The organism is Arthrobacter sp. Ha26 (assembly GCF_059091705.1).
Genome location: NZ_JBNHGX010000002.1, coordinates 130,902 through 156,396 on the forward strand (window position 1 = coordinate 130,902; position 25,495 = coordinate 156,396).

Here is a 25,495-nt window from a genome sequence, read left to right on the forward strand (position 1 = left end):
GGGTCAGCCGGAGCCCGGGTCCGCTGTCAGTGGGTTAGGGCATGATGGAGGCATGCAGCAGGAACAGGGCTCCATGCCGGCCGGGACCCCAGTGCCGGGGACACCCATGGGGCAGTTCAGCAGGCCTACCCGGGAGTGGTTCCTTGGCGCCTTCTCAGAGCCAACACCTGCCCAGGGCGGCGCCTGGCAGGCCGTCTCCTCCGGCTCGCACGCGCTGGTAGTCGCCCCCACCGGCTCGGGTAAAACCCTGGCCGCCTTCCTCTGGGCGCTTGACCGGCTGCTGCTGTCAGGTTCCACCGCCCCGGACACCCCTGGGCTGCCTGCCGGGGCACCCACAAAAGGCAGGCGTCCCCGCGCCCCCAAACGCAAGACCCGGGTCCTGTACATCTCACCCCTGAAAGCGCTGGGCGTAGACGTGGAGCGGAACCTCCGCGCGCCGTTGATTGGCATCACCCAGACCGCAAAGCGACTGGGGCTGCCGGCCCCGCTGATCACCGTTGGCGTCAGGTCCGGAGACACCACCACCGCCGATCGCCGCGCGCTGCTGAGCAACCCGCCGGACATCCTGATCACCACGCCGGAATCGCTGTTCCTGATGCTCACCTCCAGGGCCCGGGAAACCCTGACCGAGGTGGACACCATCATCATCGATGAGGTCCACGCGGTGGCCGGGACGAAGCGCGGCGCCCATCTGGCCGTCTCACTGGAGCGGCTGGATGCGCTGCTGCCCAAACCGGCACAGCGCATTGGCCTCTCCGCCACCGTTGAGCCCAGGGAACTCGTGGCCCAATTCCTTGCCGGGACCGCACCGGTGGAGATCGTTGCCCCGCCGGCCAGGAAGAACTGGGACCTGACGGTTTCCGTCCCTGTCGAGGACATGTCAGACCTGCAGGGTGCGGCCGGCGCCTTCGATTCGGGCCCCGCGTCAGGGCTGCAGCCCCAGGCGTCCATTTGGCCGCACGTCGAGGAAAAGATCGTTGACCTGGTGCTGGCCAACCAGTCCACCATCGTTTTTGCCAACTCCCGCCGCCTGTCCGAACGCCTCACAGCCCGGCTCAACGAGATCTACGCCGAACGGCAGCTGGTGGCCGCCGGCGGCGGCTGGGACGATCCCGGGCCCCAGCAGGCGCCGGCCGGCCTTCCCGCTTCCACTGCCACCCCGGCGCACATGATGGCACAGGCCGGCAGCTCGGCCGGGGCAGATCCGGTACTGGCGCGGGCCCACCACGGGTCCGTCTCCAAGGACCAGCGGGCGTTGATCGAGGATGACCTCAAGTCCGGCCGGCTCCGCTGCGTTGTGGCCACCTCCTCCCTGGAACTTGGCATCGACATGGGTGCCGTGGACCTGGTGGTGCAGGTGGAATCGCCGCCATCGGTCGCCAGCGGGTTGCAGCGGGTGGGCCGCGCCGGCCACCAGGTGGGTGAAGTTTCCCAAGGCGTCCTTTTCCCCAAGCACCGCGCAGACCTGGTGCACACCGCCATCACGGTGGAACGCATGCTGACAGGAAAAATCGAGCGCCTCAGCATTCCGGCAAATCCCCTGGACATCCTCGCCCAACAGACCGTCGCCGCCACGGCTTTGGGCAGCATTGATGTTGAGGAATGGTTCGCCACTGTCCGCCGCTCAGCCCCGTTTGCCTCCCTTCCCCGCTCTGCGTTTGAGGCCACGCTGGACCTGCTGGCCGGCCGCTATCCGTCGGATGAGTTCGCCGAGTTGCGCCCGCGGATTATCTGGGACCGCAACGCCGGCACCATCGAAGGCAGGCCCGGGGCACAGCGCCTGGCTGTCACCTCCGGCGGCACCATCCCGGACCGCGGCCTCTTCGGCGTCTACATCATCGGCACGGAGGTGGAGGGAACGGCGCCCCCTTCAACCGATGGCAAGCCTGCGCCGGCGCCCAAGGGCGGCCGGCGGGTGGGCGAGCTGGACGAGGAGATGGTGTACGAATCCCGGGTCGGCGACATCTTCGCCCTAGGTGCCACCAGCTGGAAAATCGAGGACATCACGCATGACCGGGTGCTGGTCTCCCCCGCGTTCGGCCAGCCCGGAAAGCTTCCCTTCTGGAAGGGCGACTCCCTCGGCCGCCCCGTGGACCTGGGCCGTGCCCTGGGTGCGTTCGTCCGCGAATTGTCCGCGTCCGACGTCGGGCCTGCCACCGAGCGGTGCAAGGCCAGCGGCCTGGACGACTTCGCGGCCAACAACCTCATCCAGTACCTGAGCGAACAGAAGCATGCCACCGAGGTGGTCCCCAATGACACCACCCTGGTGGTGGAACGATTCCACGACGAACTGGGCGACTGGCGGGTGATCCTGCACAGCCCCTTCGGCATGCCTGTCCACGCGCCGTGGGCTCTGGCCGTAGGCCAACGACTGCACCAGCGGTACGGCATGGATGGCTCCGCCATGGCGGCCGACGACGGGATCGTGCTGCGGGTGCCCATGATGGAGGACGAGCCGCCCGGAGCGGAGCTGTTCCTGTTCGACCCCGAGGAGCTGGAGCAAATCGTCACTGCAGAAGTGGGCGGAAGTGCGCTCTTCGCCTCGCGCTTCCGTGAATGTGCGGCACGCGCACTGCTGCTGCCGCGGCAGACCCCCGGCAAGCGGCAACCCCTGTGGCAGCAACGGCAGCGGTCCGCGCAGTTGCTGGATGTGGCCAGGAAGTATCCCACATTCCCCATCGTGCTGGAAACTGTGCGCGAATGCCTGCAGGACGTCTACGACCTTCCGGCCTTGAAGGACATCGCGGCCTCCGTGGAGCGGCGCGAGCTGAGGATCGTGCAGACCACCACCACCCAGCCGTCACCGTTCGCGAAGTCACTCCTGTTCGGCTACGTTGCCCAGTTCCTGTACGAGGGCGATTCACCACTGGCTGAGCGGCGGGCCGCGGCCCTGGCCCTGGATTCCACGCTCCTCAACGAGCTGCTGGGCCGTGTTGAGCTGCGGGAACTGTTGGACGCCAAGGTCATCGAGGCCACCGAACGGGAGTTGCAACGCGTGGCCCCGGACCGTCGTGCACGCGGACTTGAAGGCGTGGCGGACCTGCTGCGGCTCCTGGGCCCCCTGACTCCCGATGAAGCAGCCGCCCGGCTGGAACCGGCGGATGGGCTCCAAACTCTGGTGGTTGAGCATGCCGAAACCGAGCCTGCCGAAACCCCAGCAGGTAAGTCTGCCGAAACCCCGAGCCCTGTTGAAACCGACCCTGGCCATGCCAGCACGGAAACAGCCGCCGAACACCTCGTGGCCCTGCATCGCGCCAACCGCGCAATTAGGGTGAACATCGGCGGGGTGGAACGGTTCGCCGCGGTTGAAGACGCCGCCCGGCTCCGGGATGCGCTCGGCGTGCCCCTGCCCATGGGGGTTCCGCTCGCGTTCATCGAGCCAGTGGCGGATCCCCTTGGCGACCTCGTGTCCCGTTACGCCCGGACCCACGGACCCTTCACAGCCGGCGAAGCCGCGGCGCGGCTCGGCCTGGGTGTTGCCGTGGTAAGCACTGCCCTGAAACGCCTTGCCGCGGATGGCCGGGTGGTGGAAGGCGAATTCAGGCCCCACGGCGAAGCACCTTCATCCGAGGTGCCGGCCCTTGATGCACCAGCACCTGAGGCAGAGCAGCGTGCTGTCCCAACTCCCGAAGCCCAGAATCATATCCCTGTCAGCGAGTGGTGCGATGCCGAGGTACTCCGCAAGCTCCGACGGCGGTCCCTGGCAGCCCTGCGCGCCGAGGTGGAACCGGTAGACGCCTCCGCCTACGGCCGGTTCCTGCCGGCGTGGCAACACGTCCGGACTCCCGTCGGCGGTCGGGGGACCCCGGCGCTGCGTGGACTGGACGGCATCATCACTGCCATCGACCAGCTCTCAGGAGTTCCTGTTCCCGCCTCAGCCTGGGAGCCCCTGGTCCTGGCCAGCCGGGTGTCCAACTACCAGCCTGCAATGCTTGACGAGCTGATGGCCGCCGGTGAGGTCCTCTGGTCCGGTGCCGGAGCCTTGCCCGGCAATGATGGCTGGATCAGCCTGCACCTGGCCGACTCCGCGGAGCTGACCCTGAACCCGGCCATCGACTACGAACCTGGGGATGCCCAGCTTCGGCTGCTGGAACACCTGCGTAACAACGGCGGTGGCTACTTCTTCCGCCAGCTGACGGACGTGGCTGGCGGAATGGATGCCGTCCTCAGCGACCAGGAAGTTGTGACTGCCCTCTGGGACCTTGCCTGGGCAGGCCGCATCACCGGAGACACCTTCGCGCCGGTGCGGGCGCTGATCGCCGGGGGCCACACCGCCCACCGGCAGGTTGCCCGCGCACCGCGCGCACGGGCGCCGCGCCTCAGCCGGCTGGGCCGCTCCCATGGAACGGGGCTCATGGGTTCGTCCGGCCTGGGCGGTGGCCGTTACGCCGGATCCTCTGCAGCTGTGGCCACGCCACCTATGGCGGCTGGCCGCTGGTCCGCCCTTCCAGAGCCCGAACTGGATCCCACCATCCATGCCCGGGCCACCGCGGAGCTCTTGCTGGACCGCTACGGCGTGGTCACCCGTGGTTCGGTGATGGCGGAACAGATCCTTGGCGGATTCGGGCTGATGTATAAAGTACTGGCCCGGCTGGAGGAGGCAGGCCGCTGCCGCCGCGGCTACTTCATCGAGCATCTGGGCGCGGCGCAGTTCGCCGTCCCCGCCACGGTGGACCGGCTGCGTTCGTATTCCGAGGACACCCAGCTCGCCAAGCCGGAACCCGTCGCCCTGGCCTTGGCTGCCACGGATCCTGCCAACCCTTATGGTGCTGCCCTCCCCTGGCCCGCCCTGCACGACGAAGCCGGGACGGGACACCGCCCCGGGCGCAAAGCCGGTGCACTGGTGGTGCTGGTGGACGGGGCGCTGGCCCTCTACGTGGAAAGAGGCGGCAAGACCCTGCTGGCCTTCGAGGACGACGCCGCCGTCCTCGCCGCGGCAGGCACCGCACTGGTGGGCGTGGTGACCCGCGGCGCCGTGGACAAGCTGATCATGGAGAAAGTGAACGGACACGACATCCTGGACACCCCGGTTGCCGCCGCGCTCAGCGCAGCCGGCGCCTACTCCACCCCCAAAGGACTGAGGATCCGTGCCTGAGGGGGATTCCGTCTGGCGCGCCGCCAACCAGTTGCACCAGGCCCTGGCCGGACAAAGGCTGATTGCCTCGGACTTCCGCGTTCCCCGCTTTGCCACCCTGAACCTGGCCGGCTGGACCATGAGCGAAGTGGTGGCGCGCGGCAAGCACCTGCTGATGCGCGTGGCGGGACCCGAGGGCAAGTTGCTCACCATTCACTCCCACCTGAAAATGGAGGGCACCTGGCAGGTCTATCCGCCCGGCGGCAGGTGGCGGAAGCCCGGATTTACCGCCCGCTGCATACTGCGCACCCCGGCGGCGGACGCCGTCGGTTTCTCCTTGGGTCTCGTGGACGTAGTGGCCACGGCCGACGAAGAGTCCATCGTAGGCTTTCTCGGCCCGGACCTGCTGGGTCCGGACTGGGACCTGGACGAAGCAGAGCGGCGGGTCCGGGCAGCCCCGGACGTCCCGATCGGGGTGGCACTCCTGGACCAGCGCAACCTTGCCGGGATCGGCAACATTTACCGCTGCGAGACGTGTTTCCTGTCCGGCGTGCATCCGGCGTCCCCCGTTTCGGCCGTGGAGGACGTCCGCACCATGATGACTGACGCGAAGCAGCTGCTCGAAGTCAACCTCGGGCCCGGCCGCCGCGTCACCATCCTCAACCCCAAAGGGATGCCGGTGGGCAGGATGGCCGGCCGGCCGGGCTACTGGGTTTACCGCAGGGAGCACCAGCCCTGCCTCAAGTGCGGAACCCCAATACAGCGCGGCACGCTTGGAAAGCCCAACGGCGAGGAGGAACGCGACATCTACTTCTGCCCCCGCTGCCAGCCGCTGCAAGCCTGACGGTTGGGCGGCTGGATGGCTGGGCTGCGGGGTGGTTCAGGCGGTCTGCGGCTCAGGCGGTCGGTGGCTCAGATGGTCTGCGGCTCCGAAGCAGGGGCATCCGCGGCCTGCCCTTGGCAGTCTGGGGCGGGCAGTGCAGCGGGAACCATAAACACCGGGAGCAGCAACTGGACCAGCGGGCCGATGGCGAGGGCGTAGACAACCGTCCCTGCTCCCACTGAGCCGCCCAGGAACCATCCGACGCCGAGCACAACAACTTCAATCAGGGTGCGGGATAACCTGACGGACCAGCCACTGCGCCGGGCCAGTCCGGTCATCAATCCATCACGGGCGCCGGGACCGAACCGGGCACCGATGTAGCAGGCGGACGCGATGCCGTTAAGCAGGACGGCGCCCGCGAGCATGCCGATCTGGCCGCCCAGGTGGGAGAAGGCCGGGATCAGGGCGAGGCCAATGTCCGCGAAGAGGCCCACCAGCACGGCGTTGCACAGCGTCCCGAACCCCGGCCGCTGGCGCAGCGGAATCCACAGCAGCAGCACCAGGAAGCTGACGATGATGACCACCACCCCGATGCTGAGGCCGGTCCTGGTTGCCACGCCTTGGTGGAACACGTCCCACGGGTCCAGTCCGAGTCCGGCACGGATGAACATCGCAAGGGAAATCCCATACATGGCGAGGCCGAGAAGGAGCTGGAGGAGTCTGCGGGTCAACATGCCCTCAACCCTGCCAAGAACTGGCCTTGAAATATATAGCCAGTTTGAAATACTGGCCTGATGTCTTCCCTTACCGCACTTACCCTTGCCCGTCTCCTGGGCAAGTGGAACCTCGGCGCCGCGCCCGCCTACCGCGAGCTGGCCGACGTCGTACGCCTTCTGGTGCTGGACGGCAGGGTGGCGCTGGACACGGCACTGCCCAGCGAACGAGCGCTCGCCGAAGTCCTGGCCGTCAGCCGGACCACCGTGACGGCAGCCTACGGCGTGCTCCGCGACCAGGGATTCCTCAGCAGCGGACAGGGCAGCAGGAGCCGGACCCGGATTCCGCGCACGACGACGGCCGGGGCCACGGCAGTCAGGGGACCGCTGCCCTCGGGCTCGGAAGCGGCCCAAACCGGACTTGCGGGGGCAGGACTGGCATCAGGACTGGCTGCACCCGGCCTGGCAGCGCCCGCGGGATTGATAGACCTGGCATATTCGTCACTGCCGGCCAGCGGCGAACTGGTCCACCGGGCTTTCGCCGCAGCCCTGACCGAGCTGCCGGCCCTGCTCCCGGGCTTCGGGTACGATGCCATGGGCCTGCTCCCCCTGCGTGAAGCCGTGGCAGCCCGATACACCGTAGCCGGTGTTCCCACCACCGCCGACCAGGTGCTGGTGACTTCGGGAGCACAGCATGCCCTGAACATCGTCCTTCGCGCCCTCACAGGCCGGAACGCCTGGGTGCTGGTGGAACATCCGAGCTACCCCAACGCTCTGGACGCGGTCCGCGCAGCAGGTTGCCGGGCCATCCCGGTAGCCTTCACCGCCCCGAGCGCCGGACCCGGAGCAGCCACACCGGCAGATGCCGTATCAAGCGGCGCCGCCCACGGTGGCGGGCCCGGTGTGGTCTGGGACATGCACGGACTCCAAGCGGCCTTGACGCAGCAGCGGCCCAAACTCGCCTACGTGGTGCCGGACTTCCACAACCCCACCGGCCAACTCATGCCCGATCTTCAGCGCCGCCAACTTGTCAGGGCGGCTGCGGCGGCCGGAACCGTCCTGGTGGTGGACGAGACCCTGCGGGAACTGAATCTCGACGGCGCCGACTCCAGTCCGGTGGCAGCCTTCAGTACCGCGGTAGTGACGATAGGCTCGCTCAGCAAGTCCCACTGGGGCGGTCTTCGCACGGGGTGGATCCGCGCCTCCCAAGACTTGATCCAACGGTTTGCGGCCGCCCGGACTTCCCTTGACCTGGGCGGCCCGGTCATGGAGCAACTGGCCGCCGCACATCTGGTCCGCGCCATGGACGAACCGCTGCCGGCACGGCTCGCCGCGCTCCGGGACAACCGGGGAGCCTTGCTGGAACTGATCGCCGGACACCTGCCGGAATGGGAAACGTTGTACCCTTCCGGCGGGTTGTCCGCGTGGTGCAAGCTCCCGGCCCCCATCAGCACCGCCCTGACGGTCGTCGCGCCGGACTTTGGCATCAGGCTGGCGGCAGGGCCACGGTTTGGAATCGGCGGCGCCTTCGAGCGCTACCTCCGTGTGCCGTTCACGCTCCCGCCGGAACAACTGGAAACTGCAGTCCTCGCCCTGCGGTCAGCCCAGGACCGGCTCGACGCGGCCCCGCAGCTTCGCCGGACCCTGAAGAATGCACCCGCTGTAGCTATTGCCTGACCGGCGCCTGCTGCCCGCCGGACCTGCCCATCCGTTGCTTGGCGGTGTTGGTCCCGGCTCCTACCGGAACATGGGCAGTGGCTTTGGCGAGTCCAAAGAGCGGCATCCCGTTGTAGATGGCTTCGAGGCCGGCAGCCGGCACCTGGTATGTTTCGTGCCAGACGCCCACGTCTCCGCTTCCCGCAGTTTCCTTCATAAACCGCCGCCACGGCTCCAGGTGCGGCGACTCCCGGTCGGCAGCAAATTTCCGCAGATGTTCCGGGCTTTCCCAGTAGGTGAGCAGCATGGTGGTACGGCCAAACCACTGCTCGTACCCCAGCATCCCGGACGCCGGGTCGCCGGCCAGGTGCTGCAGCATCCGCGGCATGGCACGCGCCACTTTGCCCACTGTTCGCAGCTTCCACCACCGGTTGGCCCTCATTCCGATGAGGAAAACGGTCACTGATTCCCGGCCGGGATCGGCTGTATACCGGCCCGGAAAAACATTGCTCGCCACGGGACGCTCCTTTGATTGGCGTTGAACCGGCATTTCATAACGCTGTTACGAAACAAGGTTATGAAACAATGGAACCCATGGCAAGACCTGTGATCCATAATGATTCCCTGCGGCAGGAACTGCTGGCCGTCACAGCCGAGCTGGTGGACCGGGACGGGCCGGCCAAAGTGACGCTGCGTGATGTGGCGTCGGCTGCGCGGACGTCCACCACCGCCGTCTACTCGCTGTTTGGGGGGAAGTCCCAGCTCCTCACCGCCGTGGTGGAGGACGGATTCCGCTCTTTCCGCGACTCGCAGGTGGCCGCCGCCTCGGATGGGCTGCAGGGACTGGGGATCGCCTACCGGGCCTGGGCGCTGGAGCACCGCGCGCTCTACCGGCTGATGTTCGGCGGCGTCCTGGCCGCCTACGTGGATTGCCAGCCGAGCCCGGCAGTCACTGCCGGGGCCATGGATCCACTGATGGACGCCGTGGCTGCAGCCCAGGCGGCGGGGGTCCTGCTGCCCGCGCCGGTGGATATGGTGGCAGTGGCAATCTGGGGCCAGGTGCACGGGCTTGTCAGCCTGGAGCTGGCGCAGGTGGGCCCTCCGGACGCCGATTGGCCAGCTGCCTACAGCTCCGCCCTGGATGCAGTAGCCCGCGGCTGGGCCGCCTGACGCCAACGCTTTTCGAGGCGCCTGTTCGTCCGCGACTCGCAAAATACCTGGCGGGGCAGATATATCCACCGCGCCAGGTATTTTGCGAGTCGATCCGTATTTTGCGTGTCGCTGCCCGCACAAGGGCCGCCGCTGCCTAACCACAGCCGGTTAGGCGTATACCTTCTCCAGGAAGTCGCCCCAGGCCTTGGCGGTGGTTTCGGCGTCCCCGGATCCGCTGAAATCGTGCACTGTCATTCCCACCGGCGCCCCGAAGGCGTTGCGGCCGAAGAACCGGTACAGCGCATCGGAACTGCGGATTCCCAGGAAATGCTCATTCGAGAAGTCCACTTCACCTCTCAGCCGGCCCACGACGTCGAGCTCCAGCTCCACTTGCGACCCCCGACCGGCAGACTCCACGCCCAGGGCCCGGCGCAGCTTCGCAAAGCCGTCAGGGTTCTGCGAAGCCGCGGGAGCCTGGATGTCGGTAAAGACCACGGGGCGGCCGTCAAAGTACTGCAGGTACTGGCCCAGGGTGTGGAGGTAGAACTCAGTGTGGCGGGAGGCGCCGTCGTATTGCCCGTCCCAGTTGTCGGCAAAAATGCCGCTGTGGACGTAGTGCAGCCGGGCGCGGCCGCCCTCGAGCGGTTCCAGGACGTGCTCGAGCTGGTTGAACCAGCCGTCCGGGCCGTCCATCCTGGACACGAGATGGCTGGGGTATTCCTGGACCGTTTTGACGTCGGGCCACTGGTCCGTGGGGAACATCCAGGCCGGCGTCCCTGATGTTACCGCCTCCCACACGCGTTCCGGCGTGCCGGGCAGTTCCGTGTCGTAGACGATTTCGAATTCGCGTTTGTCAGTCATTGTCCTGCTCCTTTGCGTTGTGGATCGCCGGGCTTTCCGGGCTCCCCTTGGTTGTTGTGGTTGTCTTGAGGACGGGGTGCAGCGCCACCACCAGCCGGTGCCGCCTGCCTGCCGAGGCCCCGGTTCCTGGGCCGGTGCCGCCGTCGTGATACTTGTCCACGAGCCGCGTGACGGCAACGCCAAGTTCTTCGGCGAAGGCGGCGCGGTCCGCCGCGGACCGGAAGGTGATCTCGCCGTCGATGGCGAAGGTGGCCAGCTTCTGGCGGGCAGCGGCCGCGCCGGCAATCAGCTTGCCCATCTCCTGCACCATCCGTCCGGCGAGCGCCAGCAGCCAGAAGGCGGAGAAGCGGTCTGAAAACCGGTGCGGATCGGGTGACACTGAGGACAGGGCCTGCGGTGAGATCAGGTAGGCGGCTGCGGTGGCCTGGAGGACCCGTTCCGTGACATTGCCCTTGCGCCGCTCCTCCACCAACTCCACCAGGCCGTGCCGCTCGAGCGCTTTGAGGTGGTAATTGACCTTCTGCCGGGGCAGCCCCACCTTCACCGCGATCTGCGTTGCCGAGCCCGGATGGGACAGCTCATGCAGGATTCGCGTACGGACAGGATCCAGGGAAGCTTCGGCCGCCGCGGGGTCCTCGATGACTGCTATGTCCAACATGGTTCAAGTCTGTAACCGACAACTTTTCTTGTCAAGAACTTTTTTATCATCGGCGGGGCCCGGGATGCAGAAGTGCGCTCCCGGCGGGCCACGTAGAATTGTCCGGTGATGCAATCCCCCCTGCCCGTGCGCGACGGCGTCAATGCCACCCGCCTGCGCCTGCCCGGCGAAGGGCCGTGGGATACGGCGATGGACTACATGATGCACCGCTGGGGGCACATCGATCCGCAGGGCATTGAGGACAGGTTCGACGCCGGCGAGATCGTCGGCGAGGGCGGCGTTCGGTTGGACCGGGCTACTCCGCTGACGGACCACACCTTCATTTGGTACTACCGGACGCTGCCACCGGAGACCCGCATCCCGGTGGAGCTGGGCATCCTGCACCAGGACGACCATCTGCTGGTGGTGGACAAGCCGCATTTCCTGCCCACTACCCCCGGCGGGACCTACATCCAGGAATCCGCCCTGGTGCGCCTGCGGAACCGGCTTGACCTCCCGGACCTGATTCCCATGCACCGGCTGGACCGCATGACCGCCGGAGTGCTGCTCTTCTCCACCAACCCGGCCACCAGGGGCAAGTACCAGGTGCTTTTTGAGAAGCGCCAGGTCCAGAAGGAATACGAGTGCGTGTCCGCCGCCGAGCCCGCGGAGGGGTATCCCGCCGTCGACTTTCCCGTGGTGGTGCGCAACCGGATGACCAAGTCGCGCAGCTACCTGCTCGCCGAAGTCATCGGGGGCGAACCGAATGCGGAGACCCGGATTGAGCGGCTGGCAACGCTCGACGCCGGCACCGCGCCGGGTGCCTCAGCCGGCGCCGCTGCGGGGCCGGGTAATGAGGCGCGCCGGGCGCTGTATCGGCTGGAACCCCACACCGGCAAGACCCACCAGTTGCGGGTGCACATGGCCTCGCTGGGGCTGGGCATCGTCAACGACGCCTTCTACCCCGACCTGCTGGACAAGGCGCCGGACGATTACAGCAAACCCCTGCAGCTCCTCGCCCGGGGCATCCGGTTTGTGGATCCGATCTCCGGGAAACCGGTGGAGTACCGCAGCCGTCTCCAGCTCAGTGAGGCCGCCGGCTCCTGACGGTTGCAGCGGTGTGGCAATCCCCGGTTCCAGCACCACGAATCTGGGGTACCTTGTGGCAATGGACTTCGGCAGCGCAGACAGCTGGGGGACGGCCATCTATTTCTGGATCATCCCCGTCGTGCTGGGCGACGCCATCTTCCCGCCCATCCCGTCCGAGATGGTGGTGATTACGGGCGGGGCCTTGTCCGCCGACGGGCGCGCCAACGTGTTCCTGGTGGCCGCCCTGTCCGCCCTGGCCTCCTGGCTCGGTGACATGGTGGTGTTCCAGCTGTTCCGGCGGCGGCTCAGCCACGTCCTTGACCGCTGGAAGTGGGGCCGCCGTGTCCACGCAGGCATCCATGATGCCCTCGCCAAGGCGGGACGCTCCTCCACGTACGGCGCCATCATCGGGGCCAGGTTCATCCCGGGCGGACGGCTGGCCACGTCCGCCGCCGCCGGGATCGCCAACGTTTCCGTCCGCGGTTTCAGCCTGTGCGCCGGACTCGGCGCGCTGCTGTGGGCGTGCTGGCTGGTGGGCCTGGGCTACTTCACCGGCTCCACCACCCGCCTGCCGTTCTGGGCCAGCTCACTGATCGGGGTGGCGCTGGGCCTGGTGATCGGCGTCGTCGTCGGAATTATCGTCACCCGGCGGCGCGGCAACCGCTCCCCCGTGGAGGAACCCGATCCTCCGCTGGTATAGCGGACCCGTACCGCAGAGGGAACTACACGGGCGTCCAGCGGCCGCGGCTGCGCCGCAGCACCATAAGGGAGCCGGTCAGGGCAACGCGTTCGACGGCGTCGCGCATCATGGCTGCCGCGTCCAGGGCCTGCCGGTTCTCGCTGCTGTATTCGGTGGGCTCCACCAGGAAGCGCAGGTTCAGCTGCGGCACTCCGCCGGCGATCTGCAGCTGGTTCGACTCCACATGGTGCCGCGTTCCCAGGGCCTCCACCGCTGCGTCCATGACGGCTTCGGGCGGGCTGCCGGGGCGCAGCCCGGTGATCTTGAGACGGGTCTGGAACGATGGCATGGTTTCAACCCTACCCAGACCCTGCCCACTAAGGCGGAAACCCGAACGCTCCCGCACGAGTGCACTGGGGGTCTTGGGGAATCGGGTACTACAGTGGATGCATGGCTTCCAGCCGCCACCCGCTCGACGACCTGCGCGAAACCATCGGCCATCTGGCCGATCAACTCAAGCTGCCCGGTTCGGAGCGCGTCGACGACCTGGTGGGCGATCTCATCGGTCCGAGGCCCGGGCCGGCCCGGCCGCTGTCCGAGGTGCAGGCCGAGCTCGACGCGCTGGTCGGACTGGAGACCGTGAAGGAACAGGTGAGGGCCCTCGTTGCGCTGCTCCAGGTCCAGGCCCGCCGAAAGGCGCACGGCCTGCCGGAGGTGGCCACCTCACAGCATCTGGTGTTCCTCGGAAACCCGGGCACGGGCAAGACCACCGTAGCGCGGCTTCTGGCCGAGATGTACCGCGCGGTCGGTCTGCTGCAGAAAGGCCACCTGGTCGAGGTGGACCGTTCGGGCCTGGTAGGGCAGTACGTCGGCGCGACCGCCATCAAGACGGACCGGGTGATCCGGCGTGCGCTGGACGGCGTCCTGTTCATCGACGAGGCCTACGCGCTGGCCCCGGAGGACGGCCGGATGGACTTCGGCCCCGAGGCAATCGAGGTCCTGCTCAAGCGGATGGAGGACCACCGCCACCGCCTGGTGGTGATCGTGGCCGGGTACCCGCGGCTGATGGAGTCCTTCCTGCTCTCGAACCCCGGACTGCGCTCCCGGTTCGCGCGCGAGATCACGTTCCCGGATTACTCCGTCGACGCACTCCAGACGATCTTCCACCAGATGCTGGCCCAGCACGAGTACATGCTGGAGCCGGGTGCGGACGAGGTGCTGCGCCGCATCCTCACCGGGCTCCACGCGGGCGAGGACTCCGGCAACGCACGGTTCGCCCGCACGCTGTTCGAGCAGGCGCTCAATCGCCAGGCGCTGCGGCTGTCACTCGATGAGGAACAAAGCCTCGACGCGCTCGATCGTGAGGCGGTCATGACGCTTACCGCAAGCGACATCGTGGAGGCCGCGCTGGCCTTGGGCGAGGAGCCGGAACCCGAACCGGCGCCGGAACCGGAGCAGCCACGCTGGTGGCGCTGGCTGGTCTGACCGGGTCAGCCGGTGTTGCGCAGGCCCGCCGCCACGCCGTTCACGGTGATGAGCATGGCCCGCTGGAGGCGTTCGTCGATCTCTGCCCCGCTGATGGTTCCGCTTTCGGTGCGGACGCGGCGGAGCAGTTCCACCTGCAGGTAGCTGATCGGATCCAGGTACTGGTCGCGGATCTCGAGCGAGCGCTTCAAGGTGGGCTGGGCGTCCAGGAGCAGACGCTCCCCGGTGAGGTTCTGGACCTCGGCCACGGTCAGCTCGTACTCCTCGCGGATGGCACGGAAGATGTGGTGCAGTTCTTCCGGGACCAGGGTGGAGACGTAGTACCCGGCAATGTCCATGTCAGTCTTGGCGAGCGTCATCTCCACGTTGGAGAGCACGGACCGGAAGAAGTGCCAGTTCTCCCACATCTCCACCAGCTGCGCGGAGTTGCCGGCCTCGCGGGCAGCCTTGAGCCCCGACCCGACGCCGAACCAGCCGGGCACGATCTGCCGGGACTGGGTCCAGCCGAACACCCAGGGAATGGCACGCAGGCCGCCCAGCCCGGCACCGGAATCCGGGCGCTTTGAGGGCCGGGAGCCGATGTTCAGCGAGCCCAGCTGCTCCACGGGAGTGGAGGACATGAAGTAGGCCGGCAGGTCGGGGTCGTCGATCAGCTTCCGGTACCGGTCAAAGGCGGCATCGGAAATGGTTTCCATGACGTGCCCGTACCGTTCGCGCTGGTCCGCGGAGGTCCGGGGATCCCGGTGCAGGGCCGAACCCTGGAGCACTGCGGCGAGGGACAGTTCGAGATTTTCGCGGGCCAGTTCGGGCAGCGAGTACTTGTCAGAGATGACTTCGCCCTGCTCGGTGAACTTGATTTCGCCTTCCAGGACGCCGTTGGGCTGGGCCAGGATGGCGTCGTAGGTGGGACCGCCGCCACGGCCCACGGATCCGCCCCTGCCATGGAAGAGGCGCACGCGGACGCCGTGCTTGGCGGCAACGTCCCGCAGCTTGCGCTGGGTCTTGTGGATTTCCCACTGGCTGGTCATCACGCCGGACTCCTTGTTGGAGTCCGAGTAGCCCAGCATGATTTCCTGGACGTCGCCGCGCAGCCGCACCAGTTCGCGGTAGGACGGATCGGACAGGAGCCGGTCCACGATCTCGGCCGAGGCGCGGAGCTCCTCCACCGTTTCCAGCAGGGGCGCGAACCCGATCTTTGCGTAGGGCTTCTCACCGAAGAGGTTCACCAGGCCGGCTTCGCGGGCCAGGACGGCGGCCGCGAGGACGTCGTCTGCGCCGCGGGTCATGGAGATGATGTAGGTCTCGATGACATCCGGGCCGTACGTGCGCAAAGCCCGGCGGATCTCGCGGAAGACGTCGTACGTGCCGTCAGCAGCGCCGTCGAGCTTGATCGGGTGGCCGGACAGCGGACGGCGGGAGGCAAGTTCGGCGCCGAGCACTTCGAAGCGTTCCTCGCGGCTCAGTTCTGCGTAGCGGAGCCCGGGGCCGCCGATCCTGTCCATCAACTGCCCTACGGCGTCGTGGTGGTGGTCTGCGTGTTCGCGGATGTCCAGCGTGGCCAGGTGCAGGCCGAAGGAGGCGATGGCGCGGCGGACGCGGGCCAGGGCACCGTCCGCAACCAGCGACGCCGAGTGGTTGCGGAGCGAAAGCTCCAGCAGTTCCAGGTCAGCCAGGAGTTCGTCGGTGCCGTTGTAATCCCGGCCGTGCTCGTGGTTGGAATCGGCGGCCACGCGCTTGCCGGTGTTGATGAGCTTGGCCTTGATGCAGGTGAGCTTCAGCCGGTAAGGCTCCTGCGCATTCAGTTCGAGGACCCGGCGGTCCAGGCCCGGCAGCTTCTTCAGGTCCGCCTCGATGGACTCCAGCAGTTGCTTGTCCGCCCCGGCGAGCGCGGTGGAGTTGGAGAGGATGGAGATCAGTTCATCGATCATGGCGATGCTGATCCGGACGGCGTGCTGGTTCTGGATCTGCAGGATTTCCCGGGTGACGGCCGCGGTGACGTTCGGGTTTCCGTCGCGGTCGCCGCCGATCCAGGAGCCGAATCGGATGGGAGCTTCCTTGGAGGCGAGGCTGACACCGTGCTCGCCCAGCAGTTCGGAGAATTCGGCCAGCATTTCGGGCATGGCGTCGGTGAGGATCCCGCCCAGGTAGTAGATGGCGTTGCGGGCCTCGTCCACCGGGGTGGGCCGGACCTGCCGGAGCTCATCGGTCTGCCACATCTGGTCGATGATTTCGGCCAGCTGGCGGTCCTGGCGGCGGCGCGCCGTGGTGCCCTCGGCAGTGGGCTGGGCCAGCACATCGGACAGCTTCCGGATCTTGTCCAGCACCGAACGGCGGGAAGCCTCGGTGGGGTGCGCCGTGAAGATGGGCCGGACATCAAGCCCGTTGACTACTTCCTGCAGGACGCCGGGCCCTGCCTGGTCGGCAATCTCGTTGACGGTCTTGGCCAGCCAGCCGTCCTTTTCCGCGCGGGTCCGCAAACCGCGCACCCGGTGGACCTGCTCGGCGGCGTTGGCGAGGTGGAAGTAGAAAGCGAAGGCACGCACCAGGTCGGTGGCCTGCTCGATGGGCAGGGAGCCGAGGAGTTCGCGGACCTGCGCAACGACGTCGTGCGCACTCCACGGGCCGGTGGCATCAGCGCCGCCGCGCGCGGCTTCTTTGGATTCCTTGGTGAGGAGGCGGACCTGCTCCACGAGGTCCAGGAGTTCCGGGCCGTGCTGGCGGACCAGGGATTCGCCCAGGAGCGTGGAGACACGGCGGACGTCTGCCCTCAGTTCGGAGGCGAGGTCTGATTCGGGATGTGCTGCAGTGTGAGCCATGGAAGCAATCTTTCGAGGGTTTCGGACTTGGCTCGTACACTGCGCTGGATACTGTGAGCCACGTTACTAGCTAAAGATGCTACCCGCAGGGCGGCGTCCCCGGGGAATCCATCTCAAAAAATGTCGTCCGCCGGAAACCCTACATACCGCTTGACACGCTCCAGTTCCGCCCGCAGGCCGGCCAATTCGTTGCCGTAGGCGGCGAATTCCACATTACGCCGCCTGGCCGCACGCATGTTGAGCGTCAGGACCAGGAGGCCCGCCGGTATGGAGGCGGCAAAAGCCCAGCCGGCCGCGGCGAAAAACCCCAGCGCCACCGGAAGCGCGGCCTGGAAGTCCATAAAGCCGTTGACGCCGTCCGCCATGTCTCCAAGCATCCCTTCAAGGGGCGCCAGGAAGTCACCCACCACCGGTGCACCGGACAGATGTGGCGGGCGGAGTTCCTGCCCGCCGCTGCCCCAGCGACCGTCACCCACGTGGTTCAGGACGTAAATGCCGGAGCCCACGCTGGCGGCCGTCAACGCCACCAGGGACACCAGCACCGCCTGGTCCGGCCGGCCCCGCCGCCACACAAGCATCGCCGCCCCGCAGATGAAGGCGGCAATCCAGGTCAGTGCCTTGAGCCACTCGGTGCTTACTGCTGCCACGATGTCCACGCCACCTATTCAACAGTGCGGACAACCTTAAAGTTGAAATCCACTGTGCCAAGCGCAGCATAGAGGCGGAGCCAGAGCGGCATCACCATCTCGGCACCGCGGGCAGTGGTGATGTCACCAAGATCGATGATGTCCAGGTGCCCCAGTTCCTTCAGCAACCCCGTGACCACAGCCTTGGCCGTGGCATCATCGCCGGAGACAAAGACTGAGTGTCCTCCGCCTGCCAGCCCGGCGGGGTCCACCATCAGCCGGGCGTTCATCGTGTTGAGTGTCTTCACTACCCGGGCGCCGGGGAAGGCCCGCTGGATCCTCTCCCCCAGGCTGTCCGTATTCACCGGGTTGAGGACCGGCGGCATGCCCTGCGAGAAATCCAGCGCATTGGACACATCCATCAAGACCTTCCCGGCAAGCCTGGCCGCGCCCGCCGAACCAAGGGCTTCGAGGGCTTTGGCGCCGTTGGTCGCATTCACCACCAGTTCTGCGGCTCCGGCGGCTTCACCGAACGTTTTCAGTTCGATATCCGGGTTTCCGGCCTGCCATTCGCTGAACGGTGATGTCCCCCGCGCGTCCTTCTCCGTCCTGGCGGCGGTGGCGTCCGGATCCCGGGTTCCCACCACCACCTCGTGGCCACGTTGGTTCAGGGCCGTTGCCAGCGTGCGGCCCACGCTGCCGGTACCAAGGACGGCAATTTTCATAACGACTCCCTTGCTGGACGGAATGACCGGGCAGTGGGTCAGACGATACTCCGCAGGGGCGCCGGCCGGAATGAATGCCGGCGCTGCACCGTTGTAGCCGACGCACCACGAACCTCCGAAGGGAACCATGAGCACTTCTCCAGCAGCCAAGGTGGAGCGCTGGCAGCGCTTCCGCGACAACCGGAACAAAGCCCTGGCAGCCCCGCACGGCTGGCTGACCCTCACCTCCTTCCAGTGGCTCGAAAACTCGCCGGCCGCCGTCGACCTGGTGCCCGGGCTCTGGTCCACGGACGGCACGACTGCGGCACTCACCGCAGTGCCCGCGGACGGGTTGTGGCTGGTGGAGACGGGACAGCCGGTGGACGGGACCATTTCGGCGGTGCTGGCGGACGAAGAGTCCTTGATGTGGGTCCGGTTCGGTGGCCAGGACGGCGACCGGGTGGTGGTTGAGCTGGCAATGCGGGGAGGCCGGTATGCCATCCGCACCCGGGACGCTGCATCCCCTGTTTTCACGGAGTTCCGCGGCGTCCCCACCTACGGCTACAACCCGGACTGGGAAGTTGTTGGCAGGTTCGAGCCCTATCCGGAGCCTGTGGAGGTGCCGATTGCCACGGCCAACCCCTTGGTGGACGGCATCCACCGGACGGTGGGCGAGGTTGTCTTCCGTGTTCCGGGCAGTCCCCACGCCATGCGGCTGCAGGCAGAGGAGGAAAAACTCGGGGCGTTGACCGTCACGTTCCATGATGAAACCAACGGCGAAACCACTGATGACTGGCGCAAGCTCGCTGTGCCCCGTCCCCGGCCGGATGGCTCGGTGGTCCTGGATTTCAACCGTGCCATCAACTACCCCAGCGCCTTCACTCCGTACGGAACATGCCCCATGCCGGTGAAGAACAACTTCCTGGACGTGCGTGTGGAGGCGGGCGAGATGCAGCCGTATCCGGGCGGGGACTAGACAATCGCCGAAAGCCCGGTGACAGCCCGCCCCACGATCAGGGTATTGATTTCGAACGATCCCTCGTAGGTGTAGATGGCCTCGGCGTCCGAAAAGATCTTCGCCATCCGGTAGTCGGTGACGATCCCGTTTCCGCCCAGGATGGACCTGCCCAGCGCCACGGTCTCGCGCATGCGGGCGCTCAGGTAGGACTTGGCCAGGGCCACCCGCGGCATGTCCGCCATGCCGTCGTCCTGCAGCCTGGCCAGGCCGGCCATCATGCCCATACTCGCCACGGCATTGCCCAGCATGGTCACCAGCTGCTGTTGGACCAGCTGGAACTGTGCCAGCGGGCGGCCGAACTGGTGGCGTTCTACAGCGTACTGCCGGGCGACGTCGAACGCCGCCAGTTGCTGGCCCACCGTCTGCCAGGCCACCATGATGCGCGAGCCGCGCAGCAGCTCGTTGGTGTCTTCAAAGCTGCTGATGGCGGCGAAGCGGTCCGCTTCCGCCACCATGACGTTGTCGAAGACGATGTCCGCGTTCTGCACCGTGCGCAGCGCGATCTTGTTTTCGATCCGCGTCCGGGTAACCCCGGGCAAGGTGGCATCGACGATGAAGCCCCGCACCGCCCCGTCTGCCTCGTCCCGCGCCCACACCAGCATGTAGTCGCAGAACGTCCCGTTGCCGATCCACCGCTTGGCGCCGTTGAGCACCCATGTGTCGCCGCCGTCGTCGGAGCTGCCCGTTACTGCAGATATCCGCCGGGCGCGCGTTTCCATGCCGCCGGCCACGTCGGAGCCGTGGTTCGGTTCGGTGAGGGCGAACGCACCGGTGATGCGCAGGTTTGAGGCGTCATCGAGCAGCCGCTGCTTCTGGTCCTCGCTGCCGAAGGCGTAGAGCGACTCGACGAAGAGATCGTGGTGGACCAGGAAGAAGGTGGCAATGGACGTGTCCACGCGGGTCATCTCGGCGATCACCAGGCCGGCAAACAGGTGGCTGTAGCCGCGCTGGGCAGGCGTGCTGAGCTGCAGGGCCGCGAGCTTGGGCAGGATGTGCGCGGGGAACTCGGCCTTGTTCCACCAGTCGCCGGCATAGGGGGCAATCTCCGCGGCAAGGAAGGCCCGCAGTTCGGCCAGCTTGTCCCGTTCCGCCTGGTTCAGCAGGGATTCGACGGCGAAGAAGTCCGCCGGGGGCAGGGTAAGGGTTCCCGTGGTGGTCATTTCGGCCCCATCCGGATGGCGCCGTCCAGCCGGATGGTCTCGCCGTTGAGCATGGCGTTATCCACGATGTGCGCCACGAGGTTGGCGTACTCGGCGGGTTTGCCCAGGCGGGAGGGGTGCGGCACCTGCGCGCCGAGGGAGTCCTGCGCTTCCTGCGGCAGCCCGGCCATCATGGGCGTTTCGAAGATCCCGGGCGCGATGGTGACCACCCGCACCAGCGAGCGGGCCAGCTCCCGCGCGATGGGCAGTGTCATCGCAGCCACGGCGCCTTTGGAAGCAGCGTAGGCGGGCTGCCCGATCTGCCCTTCGAAGGCAGCTACCGAGGCGGTGTTGATGATGACGCCGCGTTCCGGTCCCCCCAGTTCCGTGCTGGCCGGCGGGTTGGCTGCCATGGCGGCGGCTGCCAGCCGCAGCACGTTGAACGTCCCTACAAGGTTGACCTGGATGACCCGGTTGAACGCCTCCAGCGGGAGCACACCGTCCCGGCCCAGCACTTTGCCGGGGGTTGCGACGCCGGCACAGTTCACCACGATGCGCAGCGGGCCAAGCCGTGCTGCGGCGTCGACGGCGGCCTGCACCTGCGCTTCACTGGTCACGTCCGCGGGCACAAACAGGGCGGAATTCCCTGAGTTTCCGCCGTTTGGGTTTCCGCCGTTTGGGTTTCCGCCGTTCAGCTCCGCGGCGAACGCCTCGCCTGCTGAGGAGGGGAGGTCGATGAGCACCACTGAAGCGCCGCCGTCGAACAGCCTGCGGGCGGTAGCCGCACCCAGCCCCGAGGCACCCCCTGTGATCAACGCAACGTTGCCTGTGACGTCCATACATCCTCCTTGATGCGGGCCCGCTCCGGCAGCAGTGCGCGAAGCGTTAGTTAGTGAATGTTAACTGAAATTTCCGCGTCCCCGCACTAACCCGCCTTTCCCCGGGCCCGCACCGGCCCCGGCTAGGGTGGAAACCATGACTCCCGCGGATGCTTCCACGCCCGTTGACTGGCACGAAAGGGCCAACGAGGCCGCACGGTCCGTCACCACACTCTTCGGCAGGAAGCTGTTCTTCCTGCCGGGCACACACCTTGGCGCTGTTCAATGGCCCGTTCCGGATTGGCGCTCCGACTTCAAAAGCAGGTTGCGACGGCCGTGGCACTACTGGTGGCAGGCCCACTACGTTGACTGCCTCGTGGATGCGGGCCGACGGGAACTGGGCAACGGCGCCACCCCCGCCGCACGCTTCAACGGCGCGGACCATCCCAGCGCCGGAAGGCTGGCCTCCCGGCTGGTCACCGGAATCCGGCTGCGCAACGCCCTGACGTTCGTCAACAACTACTACGACGACATGGCCTGGCTTGCCCTCGCCACCCTCCGGCTGGACGCACTGGCCGAGGAAACGCGCCGGCCCGGGCGGCGGCGCAACGCTGCGGTCCGCAGATCGCTAACCCTCCAGTTCAAGGCCGCCTGCACCGACGATTTGGGCGGTGGTTCCTTCTGGAGCAAAAAACGCGACTTCAAGAACACCCCCGCCACCGCACCCGTAGCCCTCTTCTACGCCCGCACGGGGCAGAGGGCCAGGGCGCAGCAGTTGCTGGACTGGCTGGACGCCACCCTCTTCGACCCGGAGCTGGGCATGTACCTCGACGGGGCCCGGCCCGGCCCGGACGGGAGCGTGCTGATCGAGCGGGCCGTCTACACCTACAACCAGGGCCCGGTCCTGGGGGCGCTGCTGGAGCTGGGCAGAGAGTCAAACCTCGCCAGGGCCGCCACGCTGGTGGACGCCGTGGAGCGCCGGCTGACCGTTCCGGCGCCAGGGGGTGATGGCAGCGGGGCGCCAGAGAGCCAGCCGCGGGTCCTGCGTTGCGAGGGAACAGGCGACGGCGGCCTGTTCACCGGAATCCTGTGCCGTTACCTTGCAATCGCCGCTGCCGATCCACGGCTTTCCCAAGGGACCCGGGCCACTGCCGCGAGGCTGGTTACCAACACGGCGGACGCTTTCTGGGCAGGAAGGCGGCCTGCCTCCCCGGGCAATGGGACCCGCCCCAAGGACAGGCCCGAAAGCCTCATTTTTCCAAGCCACGCTGCACACGCCGGTGACGCGACCTCCCAGGGCGGTGCCGCCGTCGAACTCTCCACACAGCTGCAGGCGTGGATGGCCATCGAAGCGGCCGCATTCATAGCTGCCCTCAATTACGACATGCAACAGTTCCGTAATTGATGTGACACTTGTCACTTTAAGCGCTTTCCGGCTTTCGTCTTAGGTTTGCCTACCCTACAGTTCCAGAGGTGAGCTTCCCTTCCCAAGGGCTCGCAGGGACCGTGGTCCGCCTCAAACTTTCCCAGAAAGCAGCGCCCTCAATGAAGATTCGCAACAGCGCACTGGCCGGCATTGCCCTCGCCGCCAGCGCCGCACTCGGCCTGACCGCCTGCGCCGGCAGCGGCACACCCGCCTCCACCCGTTCATCTGCCGCCTCCGCTTCCGGCGGCGCGTCCTCCGGCGAAATCACGGTCTACAACGCCCAGCACGAAAGCCTCACCAAGGAATGGATCGACGCTTTCACGGCCGAGACGGGCGTCAAGGTCACCATGCGCCAGGGTTCGGACACTGAGCTGTCCAACCAGATCATCCAGGAAGGCGCGGCGTCCCCGGCGGATGTGTTCCTCACGGAGAACTCCCCGGCCATGACCCAGGTTGAAAACGCAGACCTCTTTGCGGATGTGGACAAGGCCACCGCGGAGCAGGTCCCCGAAGAGTTCCGCCCCTCCACCGGAAAGTGGACCGGCATCGCTGCCCGCTCCACCGTGCTGGTGTACGACAAGGCCAAGCTGACCGAGGACCAGCTCCCCAAGTCGATGCTCGACCTGGCGAAGCCGGAATGGAAGGGCAAGTGGGCCGCTTCGCCCACCGGCGCGGACTTCCAGGCCATTGTTTCGGCACTGCTCGAACTCAAGGGCGAGGCCGCCACAGAGGAATGGCTGACAGGCATGAAGGAAAACTTCAAGGCCTACAAGGGCAACAGCACCGCCATGAAGGCTGTCAATGCCGGTGAAGTGGACGCTGCACTGATCTACCACTACTACTACTACGGCGACCAGGCCAAGACCGGCGAGAACTCCAAGAACGTCGCGCCGTACTACTTCAAGAACCAGGATCCGGGCGCTTTCGTCTCCATCTCCGGCGGCGGCGTTCTGAAGACCTCCAAGAATCAGGAAGCAGCACAGGCTTTCCTGAAGTTCATCACCGGCAAGAAGGGCCAGGAAGTCCTGAAGAACGGCACCTCCTTCGAGTACGCCATTGCGTCTGATGTCCCCGCTAACGAGAAGCTGGTCCCCATCACGGACCTGCAGGCTCCCACCGTGGACCCCGCCAAGCTGAACTCCGAGAAGGTCACCGACCTGATGACCAAGGCAGGACTCCTGTAATTTCGTGACTTCCGATCTATCGGCTCCCCCTTCAAGGAGCACGACGACGGCGGGCCGGGGCACCAGCCCCCGCCCGCCTTTCGGCGTTTCTGCCGTAGCCGTACTGGCGGTGCTGATCGCCCTCTTTTCCGTCGTCCCGCTGGGGTACGTGGTGTACATGACGGTGGCAACCGGCTGGGACACCGCCGTCGAACTCATCTTCCGGCCGCGTGTGCTGGAACTGCTGCTGAACACCGTCCTGCTGATGGCTGCCACTGTTCCGCTTTGCCTGTTGCTGGGCGTGGCGGGCGCGTGGCTGGTTGAGCGGACCACGCTGCGCGGCCGCAGGATCTGGGCGGTACTCCTGGCTGCCCCCTTGGCGATCCCCGCCTTCGTCAACAGCTACGGCTGGGTCTCCGCCGTTCCCTCCCTTGGTGGGCTGGGATCGGGCATCCTGATCGCCACGCTGTCCTACTTCCCGCTGGTGTATATCCCCGCTGCCGCGTCCCTCAGCCGGCTTGATCCGGCCATCGAACAGTCGGCAGCTGCGTTGGGACTCGGTGCCTGGCGGACGTTCTTCCGGGTGGTGCTTCCCCAGCTCCGCATCGCCATGACGGGCGGTGCGCTCCTGGTGGCGCTGCACCTGCTGGCCGAGTACGGGGCGTTCGCCATGATCCGCTTCGACACATTCACCACGGCCATCATGGTGCAGTACCAGTCCACCTTCAACGGCGCCGCCGGAAACATGCTGGCCAGCGTCCTGGTGTTGTTCTGCCTCCTCCTGCTCCTGGCCGAAGTCCGCAGCCGCGGCACGGCCCGGTATGCCCGGATCGGATCCGGCGCCCAGGCCAGGGCCCTGCGTTTGCCGCTGCGCGGATACCAGGTTCCGGCGCAGGCCTTCCTGCTGGCTCTGACCGCGCTGGCGGTGGGGCTGCCCCTGTACTTCGTGGTGCGGTGGGTCGTGGCGGGCGGATCCGGGGTGTGGACCGCCGACGAGTTCCTCCCGGCCCTGCTGGCCACGCTGGGTTACGGCCTGGCGGGGGCAGTTGCCACCACGGTAGTGGCCTTCCCCATGGCCTATCTGGCCGTCCGGCACCCCGGCTGGTTCAGCAAATCCCTCGAACTCTCCAACTACATCACCAGCTCGTTGCCGGGCATCGTGGTGGGGCTGGCGTTCGTGACCGTGAGCATCCGGGCCGTGCCGGGGATGTACCAAACCGCTGGGTTGCTGGTGGCGGCCTACGTCCTGCTGTTCCTCCCCAGGGCACTGGTCAACCTTCGTGCCGGGCTGGCCCAGGCGCCCAAGGAACTCGATGAGGCCGCACAGGCACTGGGCAAGCCACCGTTGTCTGCGTTCATCAGGGTCACACTGCGGCTCACCGCCCCCGCGGCCGCCGGCGGGGCTGCCCTGGTTTTCCTGGCCATCGCCAATGAGCTCACAGCTACCCTGCTCCTGTCCCCCAACGGGACGCGCACGCTGGCAACCGAGTTTTGGAGCAAGAGCAGCGAGATCGACTACGCGGGAGCGGCTCCCTACGCCCTGCTGATGATCCTGCTGTCCGCCCCCATGTCCTACCTCCTCTTCCAGCAGTCCAAGAAAGTAGCCGGACAGTGAT

The 25,495-nt window shown here is 66.9% G+C and carries 21 protein-coding genes; 11 read left to right on the plus strand and 10 right to left on the minus strand.

What is annotated here, in order from left to right:
- Nucleotides 1-52 precede the first annotated feature (52 nt).
- Entirely contained in the window at nucleotides 53-5,095 is a 5,043-nt protein-coding gene (locus AC5RVY_RS06070; RefSeq protein WP_493953820.1) for a DNA glycosylase AlkZ-like family protein, read from the plus strand.
- A complete protein-coding gene (locus AC5RVY_RS06075) occupies nucleotides 5,088-5,918 on the plus strand; it encodes an Fpg/Nei family DNA glycosylase (RefSeq protein WP_493953821.1) in 831 nt (276 codons plus the stop codon). Before AC5RVY_RS06070 ends, AC5RVY_RS06075 begins: the two co-directional genes overlap by 8 nt.
- A gap of 68 nt (nucleotides 5,919-5,986) precedes the next feature.
- Here AC5RVY_RS06075 and yczE read toward each other — a convergent pair whose 3' ends face one another.
- Complete coding sequence (gene yczE / locus AC5RVY_RS06080) at nucleotides 5,987-6,631, minus strand: membrane protein YczE (protein WP_493953822.1); 645 nt, start codon at nucleotides 6,629-6,631, stop codon at nucleotides 5,987-5,989.
- 60 nt (nucleotides 6,632-6,691) lie between these two features.
- On the opposite strand from yczE, the gene yczR reads away from it, so the two are divergent.
- Complete coding sequence (gene yczR / locus AC5RVY_RS06085; RefSeq protein ID WP_493953823.1) at nucleotides 6,692-8,287, plus strand: MocR-like transcription factor YczR; 1,596 nt, start codon at nucleotides 6,692-6,694, stop codon at nucleotides 8,285-8,287.
- Here yczR and AC5RVY_RS06090 read toward each other — a convergent pair.
- Nucleotides 8,277-8,783, minus strand: a complete 507-nt coding sequence (locus AC5RVY_RS06090; RefSeq protein ID WP_493953824.1) for a DUF4188 domain-containing protein — start codon at nucleotides 8,781-8,783, stop codon at nucleotides 8,277-8,279. The two genes, yczR and AC5RVY_RS06090, sit on opposite strands and share 11 nt — an antisense overlap.
- Nucleotides 8,784-8,860: 77 nt before the next feature.
- Between AC5RVY_RS06090 and AC5RVY_RS06095 the strand changes: the two genes are divergently transcribed.
- Nucleotides 8,861-9,436, plus strand: a complete 576-nt coding sequence (locus AC5RVY_RS06095) for a TetR/AcrR family transcriptional regulator (protein WP_493953825.1) — start codon at nucleotides 8,861-8,863, stop codon at nucleotides 9,434-9,436.
- Nucleotides 9,437-9,586: 150 nt separating this feature from the next.
- Here the strand turns inward: AC5RVY_RS06095 and AC5RVY_RS06100 are convergent, their stop codons facing one another.
- Nucleotides 9,587-10,279: an SRPBCC family protein gene (locus AC5RVY_RS06100; protein WP_493953826.1), complete on the minus strand. Its 693-nt coding sequence runs from the start codon at nucleotides 10,277-10,279 to the stop codon at nucleotides 9,587-9,589.
- Complete coding sequence (locus tag AC5RVY_RS06105) at nucleotides 10,272-10,937, minus strand: helix-turn-helix domain-containing protein (protein ID WP_493953827.1); 666 nt, start codon at nucleotides 10,935-10,937, stop codon at nucleotides 10,272-10,274. Before AC5RVY_RS06105 ends, AC5RVY_RS06100 begins: the two co-directional genes overlap by 8 nt.
- 108 nt (nucleotides 10,938-11,045) lie before the next feature.
- On the opposite strand from AC5RVY_RS06105, the gene AC5RVY_RS06110 reads away from it, so the two are divergent.
- On the plus strand, nucleotides 11,046-12,023 hold the full coding sequence (locus AC5RVY_RS06110; protein WP_493954258.1) for an RluA family pseudouridine synthase: 978 nt from the start codon (nucleotides 11,046-11,048) through the stop codon (nucleotides 12,021-12,023).
- Between the two features lie 61 nt (nucleotides 12,024-12,084).
- Nucleotides 12,085-12,705: a DedA family protein gene (locus AC5RVY_RS06115; RefSeq protein ID WP_493953828.1), complete on the plus strand. Its 621-nt coding sequence runs from the start codon at nucleotides 12,085-12,087 to the stop codon at nucleotides 12,703-12,705.
- Between the two features lie 22 nt (nucleotides 12,706-12,727).
- Here AC5RVY_RS06115 and AC5RVY_RS06120 read toward each other — a convergent pair whose 3' ends face one another.
- The gene (locus tag AC5RVY_RS06120) at nucleotides 12,728-13,033 is read right to left on the minus strand and encodes a hypothetical protein (protein WP_493953829.1); all 306 of its coding nucleotides are present in this window, start codon (nucleotides 13,031-13,033) and stop codon (nucleotides 12,728-12,730) included.
- A 101-nt stretch (nucleotides 13,034-13,134) separates the two neighbouring features.
- Between AC5RVY_RS06120 and AC5RVY_RS06125 the strand changes: the two genes are divergently transcribed.
- Nucleotides 13,135-14,169, plus strand: coding sequence for an AAA family ATPase (locus AC5RVY_RS06125; protein ID WP_493953830.1), 1,035 nt, complete (start codon nucleotides 13,135-13,137; stop codon nucleotides 14,167-14,169).
- A gap of 5 nt (nucleotides 14,170-14,174) precedes the next feature.
- Here AC5RVY_RS06125 and ppc read toward each other — a convergent pair whose 3' ends face one another.
- From ppc to AC5RVY_RS06140, 3 genes are all read right to left on the minus strand, one after another.
- Nucleotides 14,175-16,985, minus strand: coding sequence for a phosphoenolpyruvate carboxylase (gene ppc / locus AC5RVY_RS06130; RefSeq protein ID WP_493953831.1), 2,811 nt, complete (start codon nucleotides 16,983-16,985; stop codon nucleotides 14,175-14,177).
- 113 nt (nucleotides 16,986-17,098) lie between these two features.
- Nucleotides 17,099-17,641, minus strand: coding sequence for a hypothetical protein (locus tag AC5RVY_RS06135; RefSeq protein WP_493953832.1), 543 nt, complete (start codon nucleotides 17,639-17,641; stop codon nucleotides 17,099-17,101).
- A 5-nt stretch (nucleotides 17,642-17,646) separates the two neighbouring features.
- Nucleotides 17,647-18,336: an NADPH-dependent F420 reductase gene (locus AC5RVY_RS06140; RefSeq protein ID WP_493953833.1), complete on the minus strand. Its 690-nt coding sequence runs from the start codon at nucleotides 18,334-18,336 to the stop codon at nucleotides 17,647-17,649.
- Between the two features lie 127 nt (nucleotides 18,337-18,463).
- On the opposite strand from AC5RVY_RS06140, the gene AC5RVY_RS06145 reads away from it, so the two are divergent.
- Nucleotides 18,464-19,291 (plus strand): DUF1684 domain-containing protein, encoded by an 828-nt coding sequence (locus AC5RVY_RS06145; protein WP_493953834.1) that lies wholly within the window; start codon nucleotides 18,464-18,466, stop codon nucleotides 19,289-19,291.
- Here AC5RVY_RS06145 and AC5RVY_RS06150 read toward each other — a convergent pair.
- Both AC5RVY_RS06150 and AC5RVY_RS06155 read right to left on the minus strand, forming a co-directional pair.
- Nucleotides 19,288-20,493, minus strand: coding sequence for an acyl-CoA dehydrogenase family protein (locus tag AC5RVY_RS06150; RefSeq protein WP_493953835.1), 1,206 nt, complete (start codon nucleotides 20,491-20,493; stop codon nucleotides 19,288-19,290). The two genes, AC5RVY_RS06145 and AC5RVY_RS06150, sit on opposite strands and share 4 nt — an antisense overlap.
- A complete protein-coding gene (locus tag AC5RVY_RS06155; RefSeq protein WP_493953836.1) occupies nucleotides 20,490-21,311 on the minus strand; it encodes an SDR family NAD(P)-dependent oxidoreductase in 822 nt (273 codons plus the stop codon). Before AC5RVY_RS06155 ends, AC5RVY_RS06150 begins: the two co-directional genes overlap by 4 nt.
- A gap of 136 nt (nucleotides 21,312-21,447) precedes the next feature.
- On the opposite strand from AC5RVY_RS06155, the gene AC5RVY_RS06160 reads away from it, so the two are divergent.
- From AC5RVY_RS06160 to AC5RVY_RS06170, 3 genes are all read left to right on the plus strand, one after another.
- Nucleotides 21,448-22,695: a glycoside hydrolase family 76 protein gene (locus AC5RVY_RS06160; protein WP_493953837.1), complete on the plus strand. Its 1,248-nt coding sequence runs from the start codon at nucleotides 21,448-21,450 to the stop codon at nucleotides 22,693-22,695.
- Between the two features lie 140 nt (nucleotides 22,696-22,835).
- Nucleotides 22,836-23,900 (plus strand): iron ABC transporter substrate-binding protein, encoded by a 1,065-nt coding sequence (locus tag AC5RVY_RS06165; RefSeq protein WP_493953838.1) that lies wholly within the window; start codon nucleotides 22,836-22,838, stop codon nucleotides 23,898-23,900.
- Between the two features lie 4 nt (nucleotides 23,901-23,904).
- Nucleotides 23,905-25,494: an ABC transporter permease gene (locus tag AC5RVY_RS06170; protein ID WP_493953839.1), complete on the plus strand. Its 1,590-nt coding sequence runs from the start codon at nucleotides 23,905-23,907 to the stop codon at nucleotides 25,492-25,494.
- Nucleotide 25,495: the final 1 nt, after the last annotated feature.

Coding starts and splice junctions, on each gene's coding strand:
- AC5RVY_RS06150 (WP_493953835.1), bottom strand. CDS start 20,493: ATGACCACCACGGGAACCCTTACCCTGCCCCCGGCGGACTTCTTCGCC.
- ppc (WP_493953831.1), bottom strand. CDS start 16,985: ATGGCTCACACTGCAGCACATCCCGAATCAGACCTCGCCTCCGAACTG.
- AC5RVY_RS06120 (WP_493953829.1), bottom strand. CDS start 13,033: ATGCCATCGTTCCAGACCCGTCTCAAGATCACCGGGCTGCGCCCCGGC.
- AC5RVY_RS06100 (WP_493953826.1), bottom strand. CDS start 10,279: ATGACTGACAAACGCGAATTCGAAATCGTCTACGACACGGAACTGCCC.
- AC5RVY_RS06070 (WP_493953820.1), top strand. CDS start 53: ATGCAGCAGGAACAGGGCTCCATGCCGGCCGGGACCCCAGTGCCGGGG.
- AC5RVY_RS06105 (WP_493953827.1), bottom strand. CDS start 10,937: ATGTTGGACATAGCAGTCATCGAGGACCCCGCGGCGGCCGAAGCTTCC.
- AC5RVY_RS06115 (WP_493953828.1), top strand. CDS start 12,085: ATGGACTTCGGCAGCGCAGACAGCTGGGGGACGGCCATCTATTTCTGG.
- AC5RVY_RS06155 (WP_493953836.1), bottom strand. CDS start 21,311: ATGGACGTCACAGGCAACGTTGCGTTGATCACAGGGGGTGCCTCGGGG.
- AC5RVY_RS06145 (WP_493953834.1), top strand. CDS start 18,464: ATGAGCACTTCTCCAGCAGCCAAGGTGGAGCGCTGGCAGCGCTTCCGC.
- yczR (WP_493953823.1), top strand. CDS start 6,692: ATGTCTTCCCTTACCGCACTTACCCTTGCCCGTCTCCTGGGCAAGTGG.
- AC5RVY_RS06125 (WP_493953830.1), top strand. CDS start 13,135: ATGGCTTCCAGCCGCCACCCGCTCGACGACCTGCGCGAAACCATCGGC.
- yczE (WP_493953822.1), bottom strand. CDS start 6,631: ATGTTGACCCGCAGACTCCTCCAGCTCCTTCTCGGCCTCGCCATGTAT.
- AC5RVY_RS06160 (WP_493953837.1), top strand. CDS start 21,448: ATGACTCCCGCGGATGCTTCCACGCCCGTTGACTGGCACGAAAGGGCC.
- AC5RVY_RS06165 (WP_493953838.1), top strand. CDS start 22,836: ATGAAGATTCGCAACAGCGCACTGGCCGGCATTGCCCTCGCCGCCAGC.
- AC5RVY_RS06140 (WP_493953833.1), bottom strand. CDS start 18,336: ATGAAAATTGCCGTCCTTGGTACCGGCAGCGTGGGCCGCACGCTGGCA.
- AC5RVY_RS06110 (WP_493954258.1), top strand. CDS start 11,046: ATGCAATCCCCCCTGCCCGTGCGCGACGGCGTCAATGCCACCCGCCTG.
- AC5RVY_RS06095 (WP_493953825.1), top strand. CDS start 8,861: ATGGCAAGACCTGTGATCCATAATGATTCCCTGCGGCAGGAACTGCTG.